Here is a 20,325-nt window from a genome sequence, read left to right on the forward strand (position 1 = left end):
TTTCCCGACGCACGGTAACATCCAGTTATCGTTGTCCCCGCCTTGACGCTCGGCAGAACGAACTATTCTGTTACTCAGGCCATCCCACTCAAGGTAGAGCCGGCCAACCGGCATCGGGCCATCGGTAACGACCTTTTAGGGTTTTGGGGGATTCTTCCCGGCTTGTCCTGAGCCGGGGTCATCCAGCACCCGCACGACCGATCCCGAGCCAGCTTTCAGCATCGAGCGAGGTGAAGTCATGAGTATTTTCAGTCACTTCCAACAGCGTTTCGAGGCGACCCGCCAGGAGGAGTACTCGCTGCAGGAGTATCTCGAACTGTGCAAACAGGATCGCAGCGCTTACGCCACTGCGGCCGAGCGCCTGCTGATGGCTATCGGCGAACCGGAGTTGCTCGACACTTCGACCAACTCGCGTCTCTCGAGAATCTTTTCCAACAAGGTGATCCGTCGCTATCCGGCCTTCGCCGACTTCCACGGCATGGAAGAGTGCATCGACCAGATCGTCTCCTACTTCAGGCATGCCGCGCAGGGCCTGGAAGAGAAGAAACAGATCCTTTACCTGCTAGGCCCGGTGGGGGGTGGTAAATCCTCGCTGGCCGAAAAGCTCAAGCAGCTGATGGAGAAGGTGCCCTTCTACGCCATCAAGGGCTCGCCGGTGTTCGAGTCGCCGCTGGGGCTGTTCAACGCCGCCGAGGATGGCGCCATCCTCGAAGAGGACTACGGCATCCCGCGCCGCTACCTCAACTCGATCATGTCGCCCTGGGCCACCAAGCGCCTGCAGGAGTTCGGCGGCGACATCAGCCAGTTCCGCGTGGTCAAGCTGTATCCGTCGATCCTCAACCAGATCGCCGTGGCCAAGACCGAGCCGGGTGACGAGAACAACCAGGACATTTCCGCCCTGGTCGGCAAGGTGGATATCCGCAAGCTGGAGGAATTCCCGCAGAACGACGCCGACGCCTACAGCTACTCGGGCGCGCTGTGCCGGGCCAACCAGGGCCTGATGGAATTCGTCGAGATGTTCAAGGCACCGATCAAGGTGCTGCACCCGCTGCTCACCGCCACCCAGGAGGGCAACTACAACAGCACCGAGGGCCTCGGCGCGATTCCCTACAGCGGTATCCTGCTGGCTCACTCCAACGAATCCGAGTGGCACAGCTTCCGTAACAACAAGAACAACGAGGCCTTCATCGACCGTATCTACATCGTCAAGGTGCCTTACTGCCTGCGCGTCACCGACGAGGTGAAGATCTACGACAAGCTGCTGATCAACAGCTCGCTGGCCAAGGCCCATTGCGCGCCGGACACGCTGAAGATGCTCGCCCAGTTCAGCGTACTGAGCCGACTCAAGGAGCCGGAAAACTCCAACATCTACTCGAAGATGCGCGTCTACGACGGCGAGAACCTCAAGGACACCGACCCGAAAGCCAAGTCGATCCAGGAATACCGCGACGCAGCCGGGGTCGACGAGGGCATGAACGGCCTGTCGACCCGCTTCGCCTTCAAGATCCTCTCCAAGGTATTCAACTTCGACCCGCACGAGATCGCCGCCAACCCGGTGCACCTGCTCTACGTGCTGGAACAGCAGATCGAACAGGAACAGTTCCCTGCCGAAGTGCGCGAGCGCTACCTGCGCTACATCAAGGAGTACCTGGCGCCGCGCTACATCGAGTTCATCGGCAAGGAGATCCAGACCGCCTACCTCGAATCCTACAGCGAATATGGGCAGAACATCTTCGACCGCTACGTGCTGTACGCCGACTTCTGGATTCAGGATCAGGAATACCGCGATCCGGAAACCGGCGAGATCCTCAACCGCGTGGCACTCAACGAGGAACTGGAGAAGATCGAGAAGCCGGCCGGCATCAGCAATCCGAAGGACTTCCGCAACGAGATCGTCAATTTCGTGCTACGTGCCCGCGCCAACAACAACGGCAAGAACCCCACCTGGCTCAGCTACGAGAAGCTGCGTGTGGTCATTGAGAAGAAGATGTTCTCCAACACCGAGGACCTGCTCCCGGTCATCAGCTTCAACGCCAAGGGCAGCAAGGAGGAACAGCAGAAGCACAACGACTTCGTCAAACGCATGGTCGAGCGCGGCTACACCGAGAAGCAGGTGCGCCTGCTGTCGGAGTGGTACCTGCGGGTTCGCAAGTCTCAGTAAGCCCTATCCGGCGCGTAGCCCGCGCCGGGTCATTCGCTGCCTGCCTGTGACTACGGGCAGGCTAGGGAGATGTCATGAGCTATGTGATCGACCGGCGCCTGAATGGCAAGAACAAGAGCACGGTAAACCGCCAGCGCTTCCTGCGGCGCTACCGCGAACATATCAAGAAGGCGGTGGAGGAAGCCGTCAGCCGGCGCTCCATCACCGACATGGAGCACGGCGAACAGATCAGCATTCCCGGCCGCGACATCGACGAGCCGGTGCTGCACCACGGCCGCGGCGGCAAGCAGACCATCGTCCATCCCGGCAACAAGGAGTTCACCGCCGGTGAACGCATCCCCAGGCCGCAGGGTGGTGGCGGTGGGCGCGGCAGTGGCAAGGCGAGCAACTCCGGCGAGGGCATGGACGAGTTCGTCTTCCAGATCACTCAGGAAGAATTCCTCGACTTCATGTTCGAAGACCTGGAGCTGCCCAACCTGGTCAAACGCCACCTGACCGGCGCAGATACCTTCAAGACCGTGCGCGCGGGCATTAGCAACGAAGGCAATCCGTCACGCATCAACATCATCCGCACGCTGCGCTCGGCCCATGCACGGCGTATCGCCCTGTCCGGCTCCAGCCGCGCCAAACTGCGCGAGGCGAAGGCCGAACTGCTGCGCCTTAGAACGGAAGAACCGGACAACTTCAGCGATATTCAGGAAATCGAAGCGGAAATCGAACGTTTGAGCGCGCGTATCCACCGCGTGCCCTTTCTCGATACCTTCGACCTCAAGTACAACCTGCTGACCAAGCAGCCCAACCCCAGTTCCAAGGCGGTGATGTTCTGCCTGATGGACGTGTCCGGCTCCATGACCCAGGCCACCAAGGACATCGCCAAGCGCTTCTTCATCCTGCTTTACCTGTTCCTCAAGCGGAACTACGACAAGATCGAGGTGGTGTTCATCCGCCACCACACCAGTGCGAAAGAGGTGGACGAAGAGGAGTTCTTCTACTCCCGCGAAACCGGCGGCACCATCGTCTCCAGCGCCCTGAAGCTGATGCAGGAGATCATGGCCGAGCGCTACCCGATCAACGAATGGAACATCTATGCCGCCCAGGCGTCGGACGGCGACAACTGGAACGATGACTCGCCGGTGTGTCGGGATATATTGATCAACCAGATCATGCCGTTCGTGCAGTACTTCACCTACGTCGAGATCACCCCGCGCGAACACCAGGCGCTGTGGTTCGAGTACGAGCAGGTGGCCGAAGCCTTCGCCGAAAGCTTTGCCCAGCAGCAACTGGTGTCCGCGGCGGACATCTACCCGGTGTTCCGCGAACTGTTCCAGCGTCGCCTGGTGAGTTGAGGGCCATGCCATGAGTGCCACTGCCAAAAAACGCCAGCCGCTGTCCACCGGCTCGGAATGGACCTTCGAGCTGATCCGTCAGTACGACAAGGAGATCGCGCGCATCGCCGAGCGCTACGCGCTGGACACCTACCCCAACCAGATCGAAGTGATCACCGCCGAGCAGATGATGGATGCCTACGCCTCGGTGGGCATGCCGCTGGGCTATCACCACTGGTCTTACGGCAAGCATTTTCTCGCCACCGAAAAAGGCTACAAGCGTGGGCAGATGGGCCTGGCCTACGAGATCGTGATCAATTCCGATCCCTGCATCGCCTACCTGATGGAGGAAAACACCATCTGCATGCAGGCGCTGGTGATCGCCCATGCCTGCTATGGCCACAACAGCTTCTTCAAGGGCAACTACCTGTTCCGCACCTGGACCGATGCCAGTTCGATCATCGACTATCTGGTGTTCGCCAAGCAGTACATCATGCAGTGCGAGGAGCGCCACGGCATCGATGCCGTGGAGGAACTGCTGGATTCCTGCCATGCCCTGATGAACTACGGCGTCGACCGCTACAAGCGCCCCTACCCGATCTCCGCGGAGGAGGAGCGCAAGCGCCAGAAGGACCGTGAAGAGCATCTGCAGAAGCAGATCAACGACCTGTGGCGCACCATTCCCAGGAGTGCGGACAAGGGCGGCGAAAAGGACAGCAAGCGCTTCCCGGCCGAGCCGCAGGAGAACATCCTCTATTTCCTCGAGAAGCACGCGCCGCTGTTGGAGCCCTGGCAGCGCGAGGTGATCCGCATCGTGCGCAAGATCGCCCAGTACTTCTACCCGCAGCGCCAGACCCAGGTGATGAACGAAGGCTGGGCCACCTTCTGGCACTACACCCTGATGAATGACCTGTACGACGAGGGCCTGGTCACCGACGGCTTCATGATGGAGTTTCTGCAGTCGCACACCAGCGTGGTCTATCAGCCGCCGTTCGACAGCCCCTACTACAGCGGCATCAACCCCTACGCCCTGGGCTTCGCCATGTACCGCGACATCCGCCGCATCTGCGAAGAGCCCACCGAAGAAGACAAGCGCTGGTTCCCCGACATCGCCGGCAGCGACTGGCTGACCACCCTCAAGTTCGCCATGACCAGCTTCAAGGACGAGAGCTTCATCCTGCAGTTCCTTTCGCCCAAGGTGATTCGCGACTTCAAGCTGTTCGGCATTCTCGACGACGATCAGAAGGACGAACTGCTGGTACCGGCCATCCACGACGAATCCGGCTACCGCACCATCCGCGAGCTGCTGGCGGCGCAGTACAACCTGGGCAATCGCGAACCCAACGTGCAGATCTGGAGCATCGACCGCCGTGGCGACCGCTCGCTGACCCTGCGTCACCAGCAGCATGACCGCAAGCCGCTGGGCGACTCCACCGAAGAAGTGCTCAAGCACCTGCACCGCCTGTGGGGATTCGACATCCACCTGGAGGTCTGTCAGGGCGACCAGCTGATCACCACCCAGCACGTGCCGCCGCGAGGAGAGACGGAAGGCGAAGGCGACTATCCGCGCCTCGACCTGGTCATCCCACCCATTTGATCGGTTGCCCGGCATGGCTAGGAGCCTCAGCATCGCAGGCAGACTCTGCGAGACGTCCTGCATGCGCGTATTTCTGGTATTGCTGTTGTGCCTGGGGCTGGCCACCTGTGCCAGCCATATCCCCCAGGCCCAGATCATCACCCCCGCCAACGACGCGCTCACCGGGCGTCACGGTTTCGAGCTGATCGATCCACAGTCTTCCCTGGAGGGTGAAGCGCCCTTTCCGGAGCGCTATCGTCAGCTGCCGCAGTTGCTGCTGCATGGCCTTTCCGCCCGCGGCTACCACGAAAGCCAGCAGCCGCAACTGCGCGTCTATTACTGGCTGGCGGTTCGCGACGAACCGCTGACCTTCAAGGTCGATGTGCCGCCGCCCAACCCGCTTGGTCCCTACCAAGCCATCCATCGCCTGCGTGACGAGACCGGCACGCTGCGCTTGCGCCTCACCGATCTGGACGAGCGCATCCTCTGGGAAGGCGTCATCAGCACCGGCCTGAGCCCCGCGCGCGACAGCGCCGAGTTGCTGGAGCGCGCCACCCGGGCGCTGACCGAGCAGATTCCGCTGGCCACCCGGTAGGGCGTCGCGGGCCGCCCAGGGCAGCGCAGCAATGGCAGGCTGGCGTATCAAGCCGGGGCGCGCGGCGCACCCTACCGATCTTCGGTATCCTCTGCACTCAACGGAGGATTCCCATGCAGATTTACAAAGTCGGCGGGGCAGTGCGCGATCGCCTGCTCGGCCGTCCCGTCAGCGAAGTGGACTGGGTCGTGGTCGGTGCCAGCGCCGAGCAGATGCTCGCGCTCGGCTACCGTCCGGTGGGCGCCGACTTTCCGGTGTTCCTGCACCCGCAGACGGGTGAGGAATATGCCCTGGCTCGCACCGAGCGCAAGAGCGGGCGCGGCTACGGCGGCTTCACCTTTCACGCCAGCCCCGAAGTCACGCTGGAAGAGGACCTGATCCGCCGCGACCTGAGCGTCAATGCCATGGCCGAAGACGAACAGGGCACGCTGATCGATCCCTACGGCGGCCAGCAGGATCTTGCCGCGCGCATCCTGCGCCACGTCTCCCCCGCCTTTGCCGAAGACCCGCTGCGCGTGCTGCGCGTGGCCCGCTTCGCCGCGCGCTATGCGCCGCTCGGCTTCCGCGTGGCGGATGAGACCCTGGGCCTGATGCGCCAACTGGCCGAGTCCGGCGAACTGGCCCACCTCACGGCCGAGCGCAGTTGGAAGGAAATCTCCCGCGCGCTGATGGAGCCGCGCCCGGACGTGTTCATCCAGGTGCTGCGCGACTGCGGCGCGCTGGCCGCCCTGCTGCCGGAGGTGGACGATCTGTTCGGCGTACCGCAGCCGCAGGCGCATCACCCGGAAATCGACACCGGCGTGCATGTGCTGAGCGTGCTGCGTCAGTGCGCGGAACACGACCAGCCGCTCAGCGTGCGCTGGGCCTGCCTGCTCCACGACGTCGGCAAGGGCCTGACGCCGGAGGCCGAATGGCCGCGCCATATCGCTCATGAACACAAGGGGCTGCGCCTGATCCAGGCGATCAACGAGCGCTGCAAGGCGCCGCGCGACTGCGCCGAGCTGGCAATGCTGGTCGGTGAATTCCATACCCACGGCCATCGCGCGCTGGAGCTGCGCCCCTCGACGCTGCTGGAACTGCTGCAGCGCTTCGACGTATTCCGCCGCCCGCAACGCTTCGCCGAATTCGTCGCCGCCTGCGAGATGGATGCGCGTGGTCGACACGGCCTGGAGCAGCGTCAGTACCCGCAAGCCGCGTACCTGCTCGGCGCCGCCGAAGCCGCGCGGCAAGTGCCGGTCAAGCCGTTGCTGGAGAAGGGATTGAAAGGCGCGGAGTTGGGCGAAGCGCTCAACCGCGAGCGCCTGAGGGCACTCAAGGCCTACAAAGCGCAACATGTCCCCTCGTAGGAGCCCGCTTGCGGGCGATCATCGCCGGCAAGCCGGCTCCTACAGAGCGCCGCAGCAACCGTAGCCCGGATGCAATCCGGGGCGATTCTGAGGCCGCCACCCGGATTGCATCCGGGCTACGAAGGGCGCGCCTGCAGCAGCTCCGTCGGGGTCAATTCGGCACCGCGCCACTGGAAGGCCGCCGGCCATAGCTGCTGATCGATCTGCGCCGACGCCCACAGCTCGGCGAACGAACGCCCATCCAGCGGATGCCGCAACTGCGGCGCCAGCAATGCCAGCGGCCAGAGCACGAAGGCGTTCTTTAGAATTTCCGCGCGCGGCAGCACCAGGCCGTTGAAGTTGCCAACCTGCTCGCCGTACAGCAGCACGTCGATGTCCAGCGGCAGGCCCTTGCGGTCCGGCGCGTAGCGGCCGTTATCGGCCTCGATGAATTTCAGCCGACGATCCAGCTCCAGCAGCGGCAGCTCGGTTTCGCCGACCACCACCAGGTTGAAGAAGTTGCCGCTCTTGATGCCCACCGCATGGCTCTCGAAGACCGGCGAGCAACGCATGTCATCGAGCAGACCGGCAAGCGCATCGAGCCCGGCGACAAGGTGAGCCTCGCGCTCGATATTGCTGCCAAGGCCGAGAAAGACCCGAGTCAGAGGCATCCGCGCTCGATCTCCACGCCTACGCCGCCACGCGCGGCCGGCACTGCGCCGGGCTTGGTCAGCTTCAGACGCATCCAGGGGATGTTGAACTCGTCCATCAGGGTCTGCACCAGACGCTCGGCAAAGGTCTCCACCAGAATGAACTGCGATTCGTCGGCGAAGGCCTGGATGCGTGCGGACACACTGGCGTAGTCGAGCGCCAGGTTGAGGTCGTCACCAGCCGCAGCAGGGCGGTTATCCCAGGCCATCTGCAGGTCGAGACGCAGGCACTGGCGAATCTCGCGTTCCCAATCGTAGGCGCCGATCACCGTGTCGACCTCCAGGCCCTCGATAAATACTCTGTCCACCTGCCCTCTCCGCGCCACGACAAGGACGCTGCACCTCGTTAGAATCGGGCCACCCCATGCCCTGGAATGGCCACCATGTTCTGGCTTCTGGCAATCCTTGCCTACCTGCTCGGTTCGTTGTCCTTCGCCATCCTGCTCAGCCGACTTGCAGGCGGGCCGGACCCGCGTGTCAGCGGCTCGGGCAACCCTGGCGCCACCAACATGCTGCGCGTGGCCGGCAAGAAGCTGGCCGTCATGACGCTGATCGGCGACCTGTTCAAGGGCCTGCTACCGATCCTCATCGCCAAGCTGCTCGGCCTCAGCCTGCACCAGCAGGCCTGGATCGGCCTGGCGGCAGTGGTCGGCCACCTCTACCCGCTGTACTTCCGTTTCCGTGGCGGCAAGGGCGTGGCCACTGCCGCCGGCATGCTGCTCGGCCTCTACCCGCCGGCCGCCCTGCTTGCCCTGGCGGCCTGGGCACTGGTTTTCCTGCTGACCCGCACCAGCTCGCTGGCCTCGCTAATCGCCACGCCATTGACGCTACCGCTGCTGGCCTGGCAACAACCGGCAGCCTTGCTGCCGGCCTGCGTGCTCACCGGGCTGATCGTCTGGCGTCACCGCAGCAATCTGCGTGACCTGTTCGCCGGCCGCGAGCGGCGCTTCTGACTGACAAACAACACCTGCCTATACCAGAGGCGCTTACAGCGCCGGCAGCGACTCCATCGGCCAGCGCGCCTGCACCTTGATCGCCAGGTCCTCGTGCTGCCCGGCCAGCAACCGCTGGCAACCGGCGTAGGCGATCATCGCGCCGTTGTCGGTGCAGAACCGCGGCCGCGCGTAGAACACCTTGCCCTTCAGCTCACCCAGCATGCGCTCCAGATGCTCGCGCAGGGCCTTGTTGGCACTCACCCCGCCGGCGATTACCAGGCTGTTCAGGCCGGTCTGCTTGAGCGCACGCTTGCACTTGATGGTCAGAGTCTCAACCACCGCCTGCTGGAAGGCCAGCGCGATGTCGCGGCGGGCTTGGTCGAGGTCGTCGCCGCTGTCGCGGCACTGCTGCCAGGTGTTCAGGGCGAAGGTCTTGAGGCCGCTGAAGCTGAAATCCAGCCCCGGACGGTCGGTCATCGGCCGCGGGAAGATGAAGCGCCCCGGCGTGCCCTGCTCGGCCAGTTTGGCGATCTCCGGCCCACCGGGATAATTCAGCCCCATCAGCTTGGCGGTCTTGTCGAAGGCCTCACCGGCCGCATCGTCCAGCGACTCGCCGAGCAACTGGTACTGGCCGATGCCATCGACCCGCACCAACTGCGTGTGACCACCGGAAACCAGCAGGGCGACGAAGGGAAAGGCCGGCGGCTGCTCCTCAAGCATCGGCGCCAGCAGGTGACCCTCCATATGGTGCACGCCAACGGCCGGCACGCCCCAGGCGAAGGCCAGCGCCTGCGCGCAGGAGGCACCGACCAGCAGCGCTCCGACCAGGCCGGGCCCCGCGGTATAGGCCAGCGCATCGATATCGCTCGGCTCGCGCCCGGCTTCGTCGAGCACCTGGCGGATCAGCGGCAGCATGCGCTTGACGTGGTCGCGCGAGGCCAATTCCGGCACCACGCCGCCATAGATGCGATGCAGGTCGATCTGGCTGAACAGGGCGTCGGCCAGCAGGCCGCGCTCGCTGTCATAGAGCGCGACGCCGGTTTCATCGCAGGAAGTTTCCAATCCCAGTACGAGCATGGAGCTTGAACCTTGGTTTGCCGCGTGGAACAAAGGCGCGCATGATAAGCGCCGCCCGGCGGAGCGGCCAGCGCTTTTCGATCAGAGGGCTTTGCATTCCTCGGCTCGAGGGGGTAACATCCGCAACCCTTAAAAACCGACGCAACCCGAGCCATTTTGCCGGGAACGCGTTCACCCCGGTAATTAATGAAGGTACGACCTGGATGCCAGCCGTCAAAGTTAAAGAGAACGAACCCTTCGACGTAGCCCTGCGTCGTTTCAAGCGCTCCTGCGAAAAAGCCGGTGTACTGGCTGAAGTTCGTAGCCGCGAATTCTACGAAAAGCCGACCGCTGAGCGTAAGCGCAAGGCCGCTGCCGCTGTTAAGCGTCACGCCAAGAAAGTGCAGCGCGAGCAGCGTCGCAGCGTTCGCCTGTACTAATCAAGTACGGCAACGCCCGAATGCCCGGCTCACGCCGGGCATTGCATTTGAAAGACTCCGCCTCGCACCTTAGCGAGTGAGCGGAGTTTTTGCTTTTCTACCAATCGTTGTCCCGCGCTCGCGCCGGACAGTATGCTGAGCGCCTATGGCCGGCCTGATTCCGCAATCCTTCATCGATGACCTGCTCAACCGCACCGACATCGTCGATGTGGTGAGTTCGCGCATCCAGCTGAAGAAGACCGGCAAGAACTACAGCGCCTGCTGCCCGTTCCACAAGGAAAAGACCCCCTCCTTCACCGTCAGCCCGGACAAGCAGTTCTACTACTGCTTCGGCTGCGGCGCCGGCGGCAATGCCCTCGGCTTCGTCATGGACCACGATCAGCTGGAATTCCCCCAGGCGATCGAGGAACTGGCCAAGCGCGCCGGCATGGACGTGCCGCGCGAGGAAGGTGGTCGCGGGCGCACACCGCGCCAGCCGGTGGACTCGCCGCTCTACCCACTGCTGGAGGCCGCCGCCGAGCATTATCGTCAGGCGCTGAAGAGCCACCCGCAGCGCAAGTACGCCGTGGACTATCTCAAGGGCCGCGGCCTGACCGGTGAAATCGCCCGCGACTTCGGCCTCGGCTTCGCCCCGCCCGGCTGGGACAACCTGCTCAAGCAGCTGGGCGGCGACGCCCTGCAGCAGAAGGCGATGATCGACGCCGGCCTGCTGATCGAGAACGCCGACAACGGCAGGCGCTACGACCGCTTCCGCGACCGGATCATGTTCCCCATCCGCGACAGCCGCGGCCGGGTGATCGCCTTCGGCGGCCGGGTGCTGGGCGACGACAAGCCCAAGTACCTCAATTCGCCGGAAACCGCAGTGTTCCACAAGGGCCAGGAGCTCTACGGCCTGTACGAGGCGCGCAAGCACAACCGCGATCTCGACGAGATCATGGTGGTCGAAGGCTACATGGACGTCATCGCCCTGGCCCAGCAGGGCCTGCGCAATGCCGTGGCGACCCTGGGCACGGCCACCAGCGAGGAGCACCTCAAGCGCCTGTTCCGCATCGTGCCCAGCGTGCTGTTCTGCTTCGACGGCGACGCCGCCGGGCGCAACGCCGCCTGGCGCGCCCTGGAATCCACCCTGCCGAGCCTGCAGGACGGCCGCCGCGCGCGCTTTCTGTTCCTGCCCGAAGGCGAAGACCCGGATACCCTGGTGCGTGCCGAGGGCACCGACGCCTTCCGCGCACGCATCAACCAGCATGCCCAGCCGCTGGCCGACTACTTCTTCCAGCAGCTGTCCGAAGAAGCCGACCCGCGCTCGCTGGAAGGCAAGGCCCACCTGGTGACCCTGGCCGCGCCGTTGATCGACAAGATTCCCGGCAACAACCTGCGCGCCCTGATGCGCCAGCGCCTGAGCGAGATCACCGGTCTTTCCGGCGAGGCCCTCAGCCAGGTGGCCAGCGCCCCGCGCAGCCACGCGCCGAGCACCATCAGCCAGGCGCCCAGCAGCGACTATCCGGATTACGGCGATATCCCCGATAGCGCCTATTACGACGCCATGCCGGATCTCGGCGGCTACGAGCAGCCCGCCCCGCCCCAGCAGCAGGCTTACGAGCGCAGCAACGACGGCGGCAAGGGCAACTGGAAGAAAGAAGGCGGCAAGTGGAGCAAGAAGGGCAAGGGCGATTTCGCCCCGCGCGCGCCGCGCACCGCCGTCAGCGTCGAATCGCCGCATCTGAGCGCCCTGCGCACCCTGCTGCACCATCCGCAACTGGCGCAGAAGGTGGAGGATGTCAGCCACTTCGCCGACGAGGAAGACACCTACGCGCAACTGCTGGTGGCCCTGGTCGGCGCCCTGCAGAAGAACCCCGGCATGCGCTCGCTGCAACTGATCGCGCGCTGGCACGGCACCGAACAGGGCCGTCTACTACGGGCCCTGGCGGAAAAGGAATGGTTGATTTCGGCGGACAACCTTGAACAACAGTTTTTCGACACTATAACTACTCTTGCAGCCCGCCAACGCGAGCGCAGCCTGGAGCAGTTGCTGCGCAAGGCCCGCCTAAGTGAGTTGAGCGCAGAGGAAAAAGATCAGCTGCGCGCCCTGCTAAGCCGTAACGCATTACCAGTCTCCCCCTCCCCAACTGGCGCGTAAGGGTCTTATTCAGGTATAATCCGCGGCTTGTTTTCAGCCCGCCAAGACCTTCAGTGGATAGGGTGTTATGTCCGTAAAAGCGCAACAGCAATCTCGTTTGAAAGAATTGATCAGCCGTGGTCGCGAGCAGGGTTACCTGACGTACGCGGAGGTCAATGACCACCTGCCGGAAGACATTTCCGATCCGGAACAGGTGGAAGACATCATCCGCATGATCAACGACATGGGGATCAACGTATTCGAGAGTGCTCCGGATGCGGACGCCCTGTTGTTGGCCGAAGCCGACACCGACGAGGCTGCAGCCGAAGAAGCCGCTGCCGCCCTCGCCGCCGTTGAGACCGATATCGGCCGCACCACCGACCCGGTGCGCATGTACATGCGTGAAATGGGCACCGTGGAACTGCTGACCCGCGAAGGCGAGATCGAAATCGCCAAGCGCATCGAGGAAGGCATCCGCGAAGTCATGAGCGCCATCGCTCACTTCCCCGGCACCGTCGAAGGCATCCTCGCCGAGTACAACCGTGTCACCACCGAGGGCGGCCGCCTGGCCGAAGTCCTCAGTGGCTACATCGACCCGGATGACGGCAGCGTGCCCGACGAAGCCGCCGCCCCCGTTCCCGTCAAGGAAGGCGCCGCCGCTGAAGAGAGCGACGACGAAGAAGACGAAGAGAGCGGCGACGACGAGGAAGAAGAAGGCGATGGCGGCCCGGACCCGGAAGAAGCGGCTCGCCGTTTCAGCGCCGTGGCCGAGCAGCAGGAGAAAGTCCAGAAGGCCCTGAAGAAGCACGGTCGTGGCAGCAAGCAGGCCACCGAAGAGCTGGCCGCCCTGGCCGAGCTGTTCATGCCGATCAAGCTGGTGCCCAAGCAGTACGACGCCCTGGTCACCCAGGTGCGCGACGCTCTCGACCGTCTGCGTGCGCAAGAGCGCGCCATCATGCAGCTGTGCGTACGCGATGCGCGCATGCCGCGTGCCGACTTCCTGCGCCTGTTCCCGGGCAACGAAATCGACATGGACTGGGCCGCCGACCTGGCCAAGGGCAAGGCCAAGTACGCCGAAGCCCTGGGCAACCTGCAGGGCGACATCCAGCGCTGCCAGCAGAAGCTGGCCGACCTGGAAGCCGAGTGCAGCCTGAGCCTGGCCGAGATCAAGGACATCAACCGTCGCATGTCCATCGGTGAGGCGAAAGCTCGCCGCGCCAAGAAGGAAATGGTCGAGGCCAACCTGCGACTGGTGATCTCCATCGCCAAGAAGTACACCAACCGCGGCCTGCAGTTCCTCGACCTGATCCAGGAAGGCAACATCGGCCTGATGAAGGCGGTGGACAAGTTCGAATACCGGCGCGGCTACAAGTTCTCGACCTACGCCACCTGGTGGATTCGCCAGGCGATCACCCGCTCGATCGCCGACCAGGCGCGCACCATTCGTATTCCGGTGCACATGATCGAGACCATCAACAAGCTCAACCGCATCTCCCGTCAGATGCTGCAGGAAATGGGTCGCGAGCCCACTCCGGAAGAGCTGGGTGAGCGCATGGAAATGCCCGAGGACAAGATCCGCAAGGTATTGAAGATCGCCAAAGAGCCGATCTCCATGGAAACCCCGATTGGCGACGACGAAGATTCGCATCTGGGCGACTTCATCGAGGACAGCACCATGCAGTCCCCGATCGACGTAGCCACCGTCGAGAGCCTCAAGGAAGCCACTCGCGAAGTGCTGGCCGGCCTCACCGCCCGTGAAGCCAAGGTCCTGCGCATGCGCTTCGGTATCGACATGAACACCGACCACACCCTCGAGGAAGTGGGCAAGCAGTTCGATGTCACCCGTGAGCGTATTCGTCAGATCGAAGCCAAGGCGCTGCGCAAGCTGCGTCACCCGACGCGAAGCGAGCACCTGCGCTCCTTCCTCGACGAGTAAGACCAGACCCCCCGGCCCAGGCCGGGGGTTTTGCTTCCAGCCCCCCCTATTTCTCTCCCGAGCGCTCGCCGCCAGTGAAGTCAAACTGCCATCCGTGCCGGCAGGGGGCTACACTGCAACGGACACTGGTTGCTATCAAAGAGGCGATCATGCCGCGCTTGCCGGCCATTCTGTTGTTGTGCCTGGCGTACTGGACGACCCCGGCCCTTGCCCTGACTCTCAGCGAGGAGGAACGCACCTGGCTGGCCGCCCAGGCGGAGCTGCGCCTAGGCGTGGATACTTCCTGGCCTCCGTTCGAGTTTCGTGACGATCAGGGCCGCTACCAGGGCCTGACCGCCGACTACGTCAGGCTGATCGAAAGCCGCCTCGGCCTGAAGCTGCAGCCTGTCGAGCCGAGCAGCTGGAGCGAGGTGCTGGACCAGGCCCGAGCCGGCCAGATACATCTGCTACCGGGCGTGATGTCGACGCCCGAGCGCCAGGACTACTTGGTCTTCACGCGCCCCTACCTGGACTTCCCCATCGTCATCCTGGCCCGCAACGGCGGGCCGCAGCCCAGAAAGCTCAGAGACCTCTATGGCCTGAAGGTCGCCGTGGTGGCCGACTACGCCCCGCACGAGCTGCTGCGCCAGCAGCACCCGGACCTCAGCCTGATGCCACTGCCCAGCGTCGCCGCGGCGCTGCAGGCGCTGGCCACCGGCCAGGCGGATGCGCTGGTCGGCGATCTGGCATCCAGCGTCTGGAGCCTGCGCCAGCTCAAGCTCGACGGCCTGTACATCAGCGGTGAAACGCCCTATCGCTACCAGCTGGCAATGGCCGCGCCGCGCAATCACGCGATACTGGCCGGCATCCTCGACAAGCTGTTCGCCGAACTCAGCCCCGCCGAAGTCGCGGCGCTGCAGACACCCTGGATCGGCAGCGTGCTGGACAAGCGCAGCGCCTGGCGCGAAGCCCTGCCCTACGGCCTGCCGGCGCTGCTCGGCCTGCTGGCGATCATCGCCATCATCCTGCGCATTAATCGCCGTCTTAACAGCGAAATGCGCAACCGCGAAGCGCTGGAGCAGGAACTGCGCAGCCGCGAGCAGCATTTTCGCGACATGGTGGAAAGCCTCTCGGCCATCACCTGGGAAGCGGAGTCCAGCGGGCTGACCTACACCTACGTTTCGCCCCACGCCGAGAAGCTGCTCGGTTACCCCCTCGAGGACTGGCTCCAGCCCGGCTTCTGGCAACGCCACCTGCACCCGGATGATCAACAGCGCACCCTGCGCCGCTGCCTGGAGCAATGCGCCGCCGGCGAGGATCACGCGCTGGAATATCGCCTGCTGGCAGCCGACGGTCATGTGGTCTGGGTGCGCGACATCGTCACCCTGCTGCAGCGCGGCGATCAGCAGGTGGTCCGTGGCCTGATGATCGACATCAGCGAGGCCAAGCAGACCGAACATGCCCTGCGCCTGTCGGAGCAGAAGTTCGCCTCGGTGTTCCAGCAGTGCCCGGACATTCTGGTCATCGCCCGCCGCACCGATGGTGTGCTGCTCGAGGTCAACGCCGCCTTCACCGAGCAGACCGGCGTCAGCGTCGAGCAGGCCCTGGGCAAGACCGCCACCGAGCTGGACATCTGGGGCGTTCCCGGCATCGGCCCGAACCTGCTGCTACGCCTGCAGGACCAGAACCTGCGCAACCTGGAGATGCCCTTTCGCCGCGCCGACGGCAGCCTGTTCACCGGCCTGATATCGGCCGAAGCCTTCCAGCTCGACGACGTGCCGGCGCTGGTGGTGGTGGTGCGCGACATCAGCCAGCTCAAGGCCACCCAGCAGCAGCTGCAGATCTCCGAGGAAAAGTTCGCCAGAGCCTTCCACGCCTCGCCCGACGGTCTGCTGATCAGCCGTATGCGCGATGGCTTGCTGATCGAGGCCAACGACGGCTTCACCCGCATCACCGGCTACCAGCTCGACGAAGTGGCCAACCAGAGCACCCTCAGCCTGGGCATCTGGGCCGACCCACAGGATCGTCAGCGCCTGGTCGAGCGGATTCGCCAGCACGGCAGCGTGCGCGACATGATCGCCCGGGTTCGCACCAAGAGCGGCCAGCTGCGCCTCTGCGAACTGTCGGCGCAGCCGCTGCCCGTCGGCGGCGAGGACTGCCTGCTGACCATCGCCCGCGACATCACCGAACGCCAGCAGATGCAGGAAGAACTGCAGCAGGCTGCCACGGTGTTCGAAAGCACCGCCGAAGGCGTGATGATCACCGACCTCGAACAACGCATCACCGCGGTCAACCGCGCCTTCACCGAAATCACCGGCTATGCCGAGGCCGAAGCCCTTGGCCAGCGCCCCAGCCTGCTCGCCTCCGGCCAGCATGACCAGGCCTTCTACAACGCCATGTGGCACTGCCTGGCGACCAACGGCCACTGGCAGGGCGAGATCTGGAACCGGCGCAAGAACGGCGAGCTCTACCCCGAGTGGCTGACCATCAGCGCGGTGCGCAACGCCGATAATCAAATCACCCATTTCGTCGGCGTGTTCGCCGACATCTCCAGCCTCAAGCACGCCCAGGCCCGCCTCGACCATCAGGCCCACCACGACCCGCTGACCGGCCTGCCCAATCGCCTGCTGTTCGAGAACCGCCTGCGCAGCGCGCTGGACGGCTCACGCGCGGAAGACCGCGCCGGCGCCGTGCTGTTTCTCGACCTCGACCGCTTCAAGCAGATCAACGACAGCCTCGGCCACCCGGTTGGCGACCAACTGCTCAGGGCCATCGCCGCGCGCCTGAAACTGCAGCTGCGCGACATCGACACCGTCGCCCGCCTCGGTGGCGATGAATTCATCATCCTGCTGCCGGGCCTGCAGCAGGCAGAGGACGCCGATCAGGTCGCGCAGAAGCTGCTCGACTGCTTCACCGCCCCCTTCGATATCGATCACCACGAGTTCTTCGTCAGCGCCAGCATCGGCATCAGCCTCTACCCCAAGGACGGCGCGGATGTCGCCACCCTGGTCAAGAACGCCGATGCCGCCATGTACCAATCCAAGGCCAAGGGGCGCAACCGCAGCGAGTTCTATACACGCTCGCTGACCTTCTAGGTCAACGAACGCATGGCCATGGAACAGGAACTGCGCCGCGCCCTGGAGCGCGACGAACTGTGCCTCTACTACCAGCCCAAGTTCTGCCTGCGCAGCCAGCGACTGGTCGGCGCCGAAGCGCTGGTGCGCTGGCCGCACCCGGTATTCGGCGACATCCCGCCGGATCGCTTCATCCCCGTGGCTGAAGAAAGCGGGCTGATCCTGCCGCTCGGCGACTGGGTGCTGCAGGAGGCCTGCCGCCAGCTGCAATGCTGGCAGGAGAACAGCCAGGGCTTCGGCACATTGTCGGTCAACCTTGCCGGCGCCCAGCTGCACCAGCCGAGCCTGGTTTCGCGCATCGGCGAACTGCTGCAACAGCACGGTCTGGCGGCCGGGCTGCTGCAACTGGAGATCACCGAGAACTTCATCATGAACCAGGCCGGTGATGCCCTGGACATACTCCACAGGCTCAAGGAGCTCGGCGTGCAGCTGGCCATCGACGACTTCGGCACCGGCTACTCCTCGCTCAGCTACCTCAAGCGTCTGCCGCTGGACGTGCTGAAGATCGACCAGTCCTTCGTCCGCGGCCTGCCGGACGACCCGCACGACCTGGCGATCACCCGCGCCATCATCGCCCTGGGTCAGAGCATGCAACTGACGGTGATCGCCGAAGGGGTGGAAACCAAGGCCCAGGAACTCTGTCTGGCCGCCGAAGGCTGCCTGCAGATCCAGGGCTACGTGATCAGCCGCCCACTCTCGGCAGAAGCCTTCACCCGGAAATTTCTCCCGCCAGGTCAAGCGGTTGGCGCTGGCGAGAACGCGTCGGTATAATCCGCCGGCCTTCTGGGGGCCTATAGCTCAGTTGGTTAGAGCAGAGGACTCATAATCCTTTGGTCCACGGTTCGAGTCCGTGTGGGCCCACCACCTTCAAAGCCGCGCACTGCGCGGCTTTAAGCTTTTTAGGGTTGTGGCATCTGGATCAGCCTATGGTCCAAAGGTACAAAATCGGTACAGTACTGGTTAGCCAGTCTGCCTTTGGAGTCCTTATCTGATGGCAACAATCGTCAAAACCCCTGCCGGCACATGGAAAGCCGTAGTCCGCAAAACGGGCTGGCCAACCAACGCCAAAACCTTCCGCACCAAGCGCGACGCCGAAGACTGGGCACGCCGCACCGAAGACGAAATGGTGCGCGGCGTGTACATCCAGCGCAGCGGCTCCGAGCGCATGACGCTGGAGAAAGCTCTAGAGCGCTACCTGTCCGAGGTGACGCCCAGCAAGAAGCCCACTACGCGCAAAGCCGAAGCCACCAAGGCCAAACAGTTGATCCAGCACCTTGGCAAATACTCCATGGCCGCCCTCTCCGCTGAAGTCATCGCCAAGTACCGGGACACAAGGCTCGGCACCCTGAGCAAGCGCGGCCTCCCCACCAGCAACAATACCGTGCGGCTTGAACTGGCCCTTCTCAGCCACCTTTTCACAGTAGCTATTCAGGAATGGGGCCTGGGCCTTACCTTCAACCCGGTGCTTAGTATCCGCAAGCCGAGCCCTGGAGACGGCCGAGACCGCCGACTGTCCGCCGACGAAGAAAAGCGCCTGCTCGCTGCGGTGAACAGCCACAGCAACCCCATGCTGGGCTGGATCGTCCGAATCGCCTTGGAAACGGGCATGAGGTCGTCGGAGATAACCGGCCTACGTTGCCATCAGGTAGACCTGAAAAAGCGCGTGGTGCGGCTCGCAGACACCAAGAACGACAGTGCTCGTACCGTTCCCCTTACCAAGCTGGCAACCGAAACATTCAGGGCCGCCCTGGAGAACCCTGTTCGCCCCAAAGACTGCAATCTGGTGTTCTTCGGTGAACCAGGTAAGGACGAGAAACGTCGCCCCTATGCCTTCACCAAAACCTGGGGGCTGCTGAAGAAGAAGCTTGGGATGCCCGACCTGCGCTTCCACGATCTACGTCATGAGGCGGTCAGCCGGCTGGTCGAAGGCGGCCTATCCGATCAGGAGGTCTCGGCCATCAGCGGCCACAAGTCGATGCAGATGCTCAAGCGCTACACGCACCTGCGTGCTGAAGACCTTGTCAGCAAGCTGGATAAGCTAGAGAGGAAAACGACCAGGCACAGTAAGCAAACTTCTGACAACTGATCAAATACCACGCGGCCGGGGCGATATTCAGCGAGCTCATTGAGGGCATGAAACTGACCCAGCTCCAGTCACCAGCCTTCAAGCATCTTCGCTGCCTGGCTTGTAGAAAAGATCCCAGCTGCTCTGGTGCGTGACGCGAGGGTCTTGTCCGTATACTGGGGCCGACGTGAGGCCGAGAGATTTCCTCTCTTCCAACTGCCGCTCCCACGGGCGATCAGTGCCTAGAACCCGACCAACATACTCAGCACGAGACTCTTCTCGGCCCTCCCAAGCCCTGACAAGCTCCTGGTACTCATCGCTGGCCGCCAGTCGATAAGCCACGTCAACCAGATCACTCCCAACCCAATGCGAAAAGGGAAGCGTCCTCTCAACTGCCGCAAGACGCGCTTCATCGCTCTCCAGATCGACCTCACCCTCTTCATACAGTCGCTTTGCCAGGGCAATGGCCTTGCTGAAATACGCATCGGCACCAGGCTGCTCCGCATGAAGAAACTCAGGGAAGGTCAGCGCCGTTAATGGCGCCACATGACCATTGGCCGCATCGGTCACGCCAGTAACCAGCCAGAACGCATATTTCGGCCACAGGTGGGCAACCGACTCGATCATGGCTGAGGTCGGTTTCTGCTTGCGCGAGAACGCACTACGCCACCGGGCAGACGGAATGCCTGTGAGCTGGGAGAGCTTTTCCCAGAAGCCGCGACCAGCGTACGGCGGCTGACTCCACAGGCTGAGCAGCGCTGAGAACGGCCCTTCGTGCCCCTTCAGGCTCTCAAGGTCAGCCGGAGTCATCTGCTCCTTCAGAATCAGAATGACGCGGTCTTCAATCGTGCTTGACATCGTAAGCCTTCGATCATAAAAAGGACTAAATGTCTAAAATATGGACATTTAGTATTTTTTTAGGACTCTTACGCCTTTTTCGCGTAATGAGCGCAGTGTATCGCAAGCCCTACA

At 63.4% G+C, this 20,325-nt stretch carries 14 protein-coding genes, 1 tRNA gene and 1 pseudogene; 12 read left to right on the forward strand and 4 right to left on the reverse strand.

Features of this window, described 5'->3' with window-relative positions:
* The first annotated feature begins 238 nt into the window (after positions 1 to 238).
* From L1F06_RS21840 to L1F06_RS21860, 5 genes are all read left to right on the forward strand, one after another.
* Positions 239 to 2,161: a PrkA family serine protein kinase gene (locus L1F06_RS21840; RefSeq protein ID WP_004373511.1), complete on the forward strand. Its 1,923-nt coding sequence runs from the start codon at positions 239 to 241 to the stop codon at positions 2,159 to 2,161.
* A gap of 74 nt (positions 2,162 to 2,235) precedes the next feature.
* Positions 2,236 to 3,507, forward strand: a complete 1,272-nt coding sequence (locus L1F06_RS21845; protein ID WP_004373513.1) for a YeaH/YhbH family protein — start codon at positions 2,236 to 2,238, stop codon at positions 3,505 to 3,507.
* Positions 3,508 to 3,517: 10 nt separating this feature from the next.
* Complete coding sequence (locus L1F06_RS21850) at positions 3,518 to 5,083, forward strand: SpoVR family protein (protein WP_004373515.1); 1,566 nt, start codon at positions 3,518 to 3,520, stop codon at positions 5,081 to 5,083.
* A gap of 61 nt (positions 5,084 to 5,144) precedes the next feature.
* A complete protein-coding gene (locus L1F06_RS21855) occupies positions 5,145 to 5,657 on the forward strand; it encodes a DUF4136 domain-containing protein (RefSeq protein WP_129482582.1) in 513 nt (170 codons plus the stop codon).
* Between the two features lie 113 nt (positions 5,658 to 5,770).
* The gene (locus L1F06_RS21860; protein ID WP_129482581.1) at positions 5,771 to 7,003 is read left to right on the forward strand and encodes a multifunctional CCA addition/repair protein; all 1,233 of its coding nucleotides are present in this window, start codon (positions 5,771 to 5,773) and stop codon (positions 7,001 to 7,003) included.
* Between the two features lie 116 nt (positions 7,004 to 7,119).
* Here the strand turns inward: L1F06_RS21860 and folK are convergent, their stop codons facing one another.
* A complete protein-coding gene (gene folK, locus L1F06_RS21865; protein WP_129482580.1) occupies positions 7,120 to 7,653 on the reverse strand; it encodes a 2-amino-4-hydroxy-6-hydroxymethyldihydropteridine diphosphokinase in 534 nt (177 codons plus the stop codon).
* Positions 7,644 to 8,000: a dihydroneopterin aldolase gene (gene folB, locus L1F06_RS21870; RefSeq protein WP_012019870.1), complete on the reverse strand. Its 357-nt coding sequence runs from the start codon at positions 7,998 to 8,000 to the stop codon at positions 7,644 to 7,646. Before folB ends, folK begins: the two co-directional genes overlap by 10 nt.
* 75 nt (positions 8,001 to 8,075) lie before the next feature.
* Here folB and plsY point away from each other — a divergent pair, with 75 nt between their 5' ends.
* Positions 8,076 to 8,645, forward strand: a complete 570-nt coding sequence (plsY, locus tag L1F06_RS21875) for a glycerol-3-phosphate 1-O-acyltransferase PlsY (RefSeq protein ID WP_004373527.1) — start codon at positions 8,076 to 8,078, stop codon at positions 8,643 to 8,645.
* Between the two features lie 33 nt (positions 8,646 to 8,678).
* Here the strand turns inward: plsY and tsaD are convergent, their stop codons facing one another.
* Complete coding sequence (tsaD, locus tag L1F06_RS21880; RefSeq protein ID WP_129482579.1) at positions 8,679 to 9,704, reverse strand: tRNA (adenosine(37)-N6)-threonylcarbamoyltransferase complex transferase subunit TsaD; 1,026 nt, start codon at positions 9,702 to 9,704, stop codon at positions 8,679 to 8,681.
* A gap of 203 nt (positions 9,705 to 9,907) precedes the next feature.
* Here tsaD and rpsU point away from each other — a divergent pair, with 203 nt between their 5' ends.
* The 6 genes and pseudogenes from rpsU to L1F06_RS21910 all read left to right on the forward strand — a co-directional run bounded on the left by rpsU (position 9,908) and on the right by L1F06_RS21910 (position 19,374).
* Entirely contained in the window at positions 9,908 to 10,123 is a 216-nt protein-coding gene (gene rpsU / locus L1F06_RS21885; protein WP_003290642.1) for a 30S ribosomal protein S21, read from the forward strand.
* Positions 10,124 to 10,268: 145 nt separating this feature from the next.
* Positions 10,269 to 12,260, forward strand: a complete 1,992-nt coding sequence (dnaG, locus tag L1F06_RS21890; protein ID WP_012019873.1) for a DNA primase — start codon at positions 10,269 to 10,271, stop codon at positions 12,258 to 12,260.
* Between the two features lie 67 nt (positions 12,261 to 12,327).
* A complete protein-coding gene (rpoD, locus tag L1F06_RS21895) occupies positions 12,328 to 14,175 on the forward strand; it encodes an RNA polymerase sigma factor RpoD (RefSeq protein WP_012019874.1) in 1,848 nt (615 codons plus the stop codon).
* 149 nt (positions 14,176 to 14,324) lie between these two features.
* Positions 14,325 to 18,059: pseudogene (locus tag L1F06_RS21900) on the forward strand (EAL domain-containing protein).
* 16 nt (positions 18,060 to 18,075) lie between these two features.
* A tRNA-Ile gene (locus L1F06_RS21905) sits at positions 18,076 to 18,152 on the forward strand.
* 127 nt (positions 18,153 to 18,279) lie between these two features.
* Positions 18,280 to 19,374: a tyrosine-type recombinase/integrase gene (locus tag L1F06_RS21910; protein WP_129482578.1), complete on the forward strand. Its 1,095-nt coding sequence runs from the start codon at positions 18,280 to 18,282 to the stop codon at positions 19,372 to 19,374.
* A gap of 78 nt (positions 19,375 to 19,452) precedes the next feature.
* On the opposite strand, the gene L1F06_RS21915 is transcribed toward L1F06_RS21910, so the two are convergent.
* Positions 19,453 to 20,211, reverse strand: coding sequence for a hypothetical protein (locus tag L1F06_RS21915; RefSeq protein ID WP_034008526.1), 759 nt, complete (start codon positions 20,209 to 20,211; stop codon positions 19,453 to 19,455).
* Positions 20,212 to 20,325 lie beyond the last annotated feature (114 nt).

It is taken from the genome of Pseudomonas hydrolytica (genome assembly GCF_021495345.1).
Classification (GTDB): domain Bacteria; phylum Pseudomonadota; class Gammaproteobacteria; order Pseudomonadales; family Pseudomonadaceae; genus Aquipseudomonas; species Aquipseudomonas hydrolytica.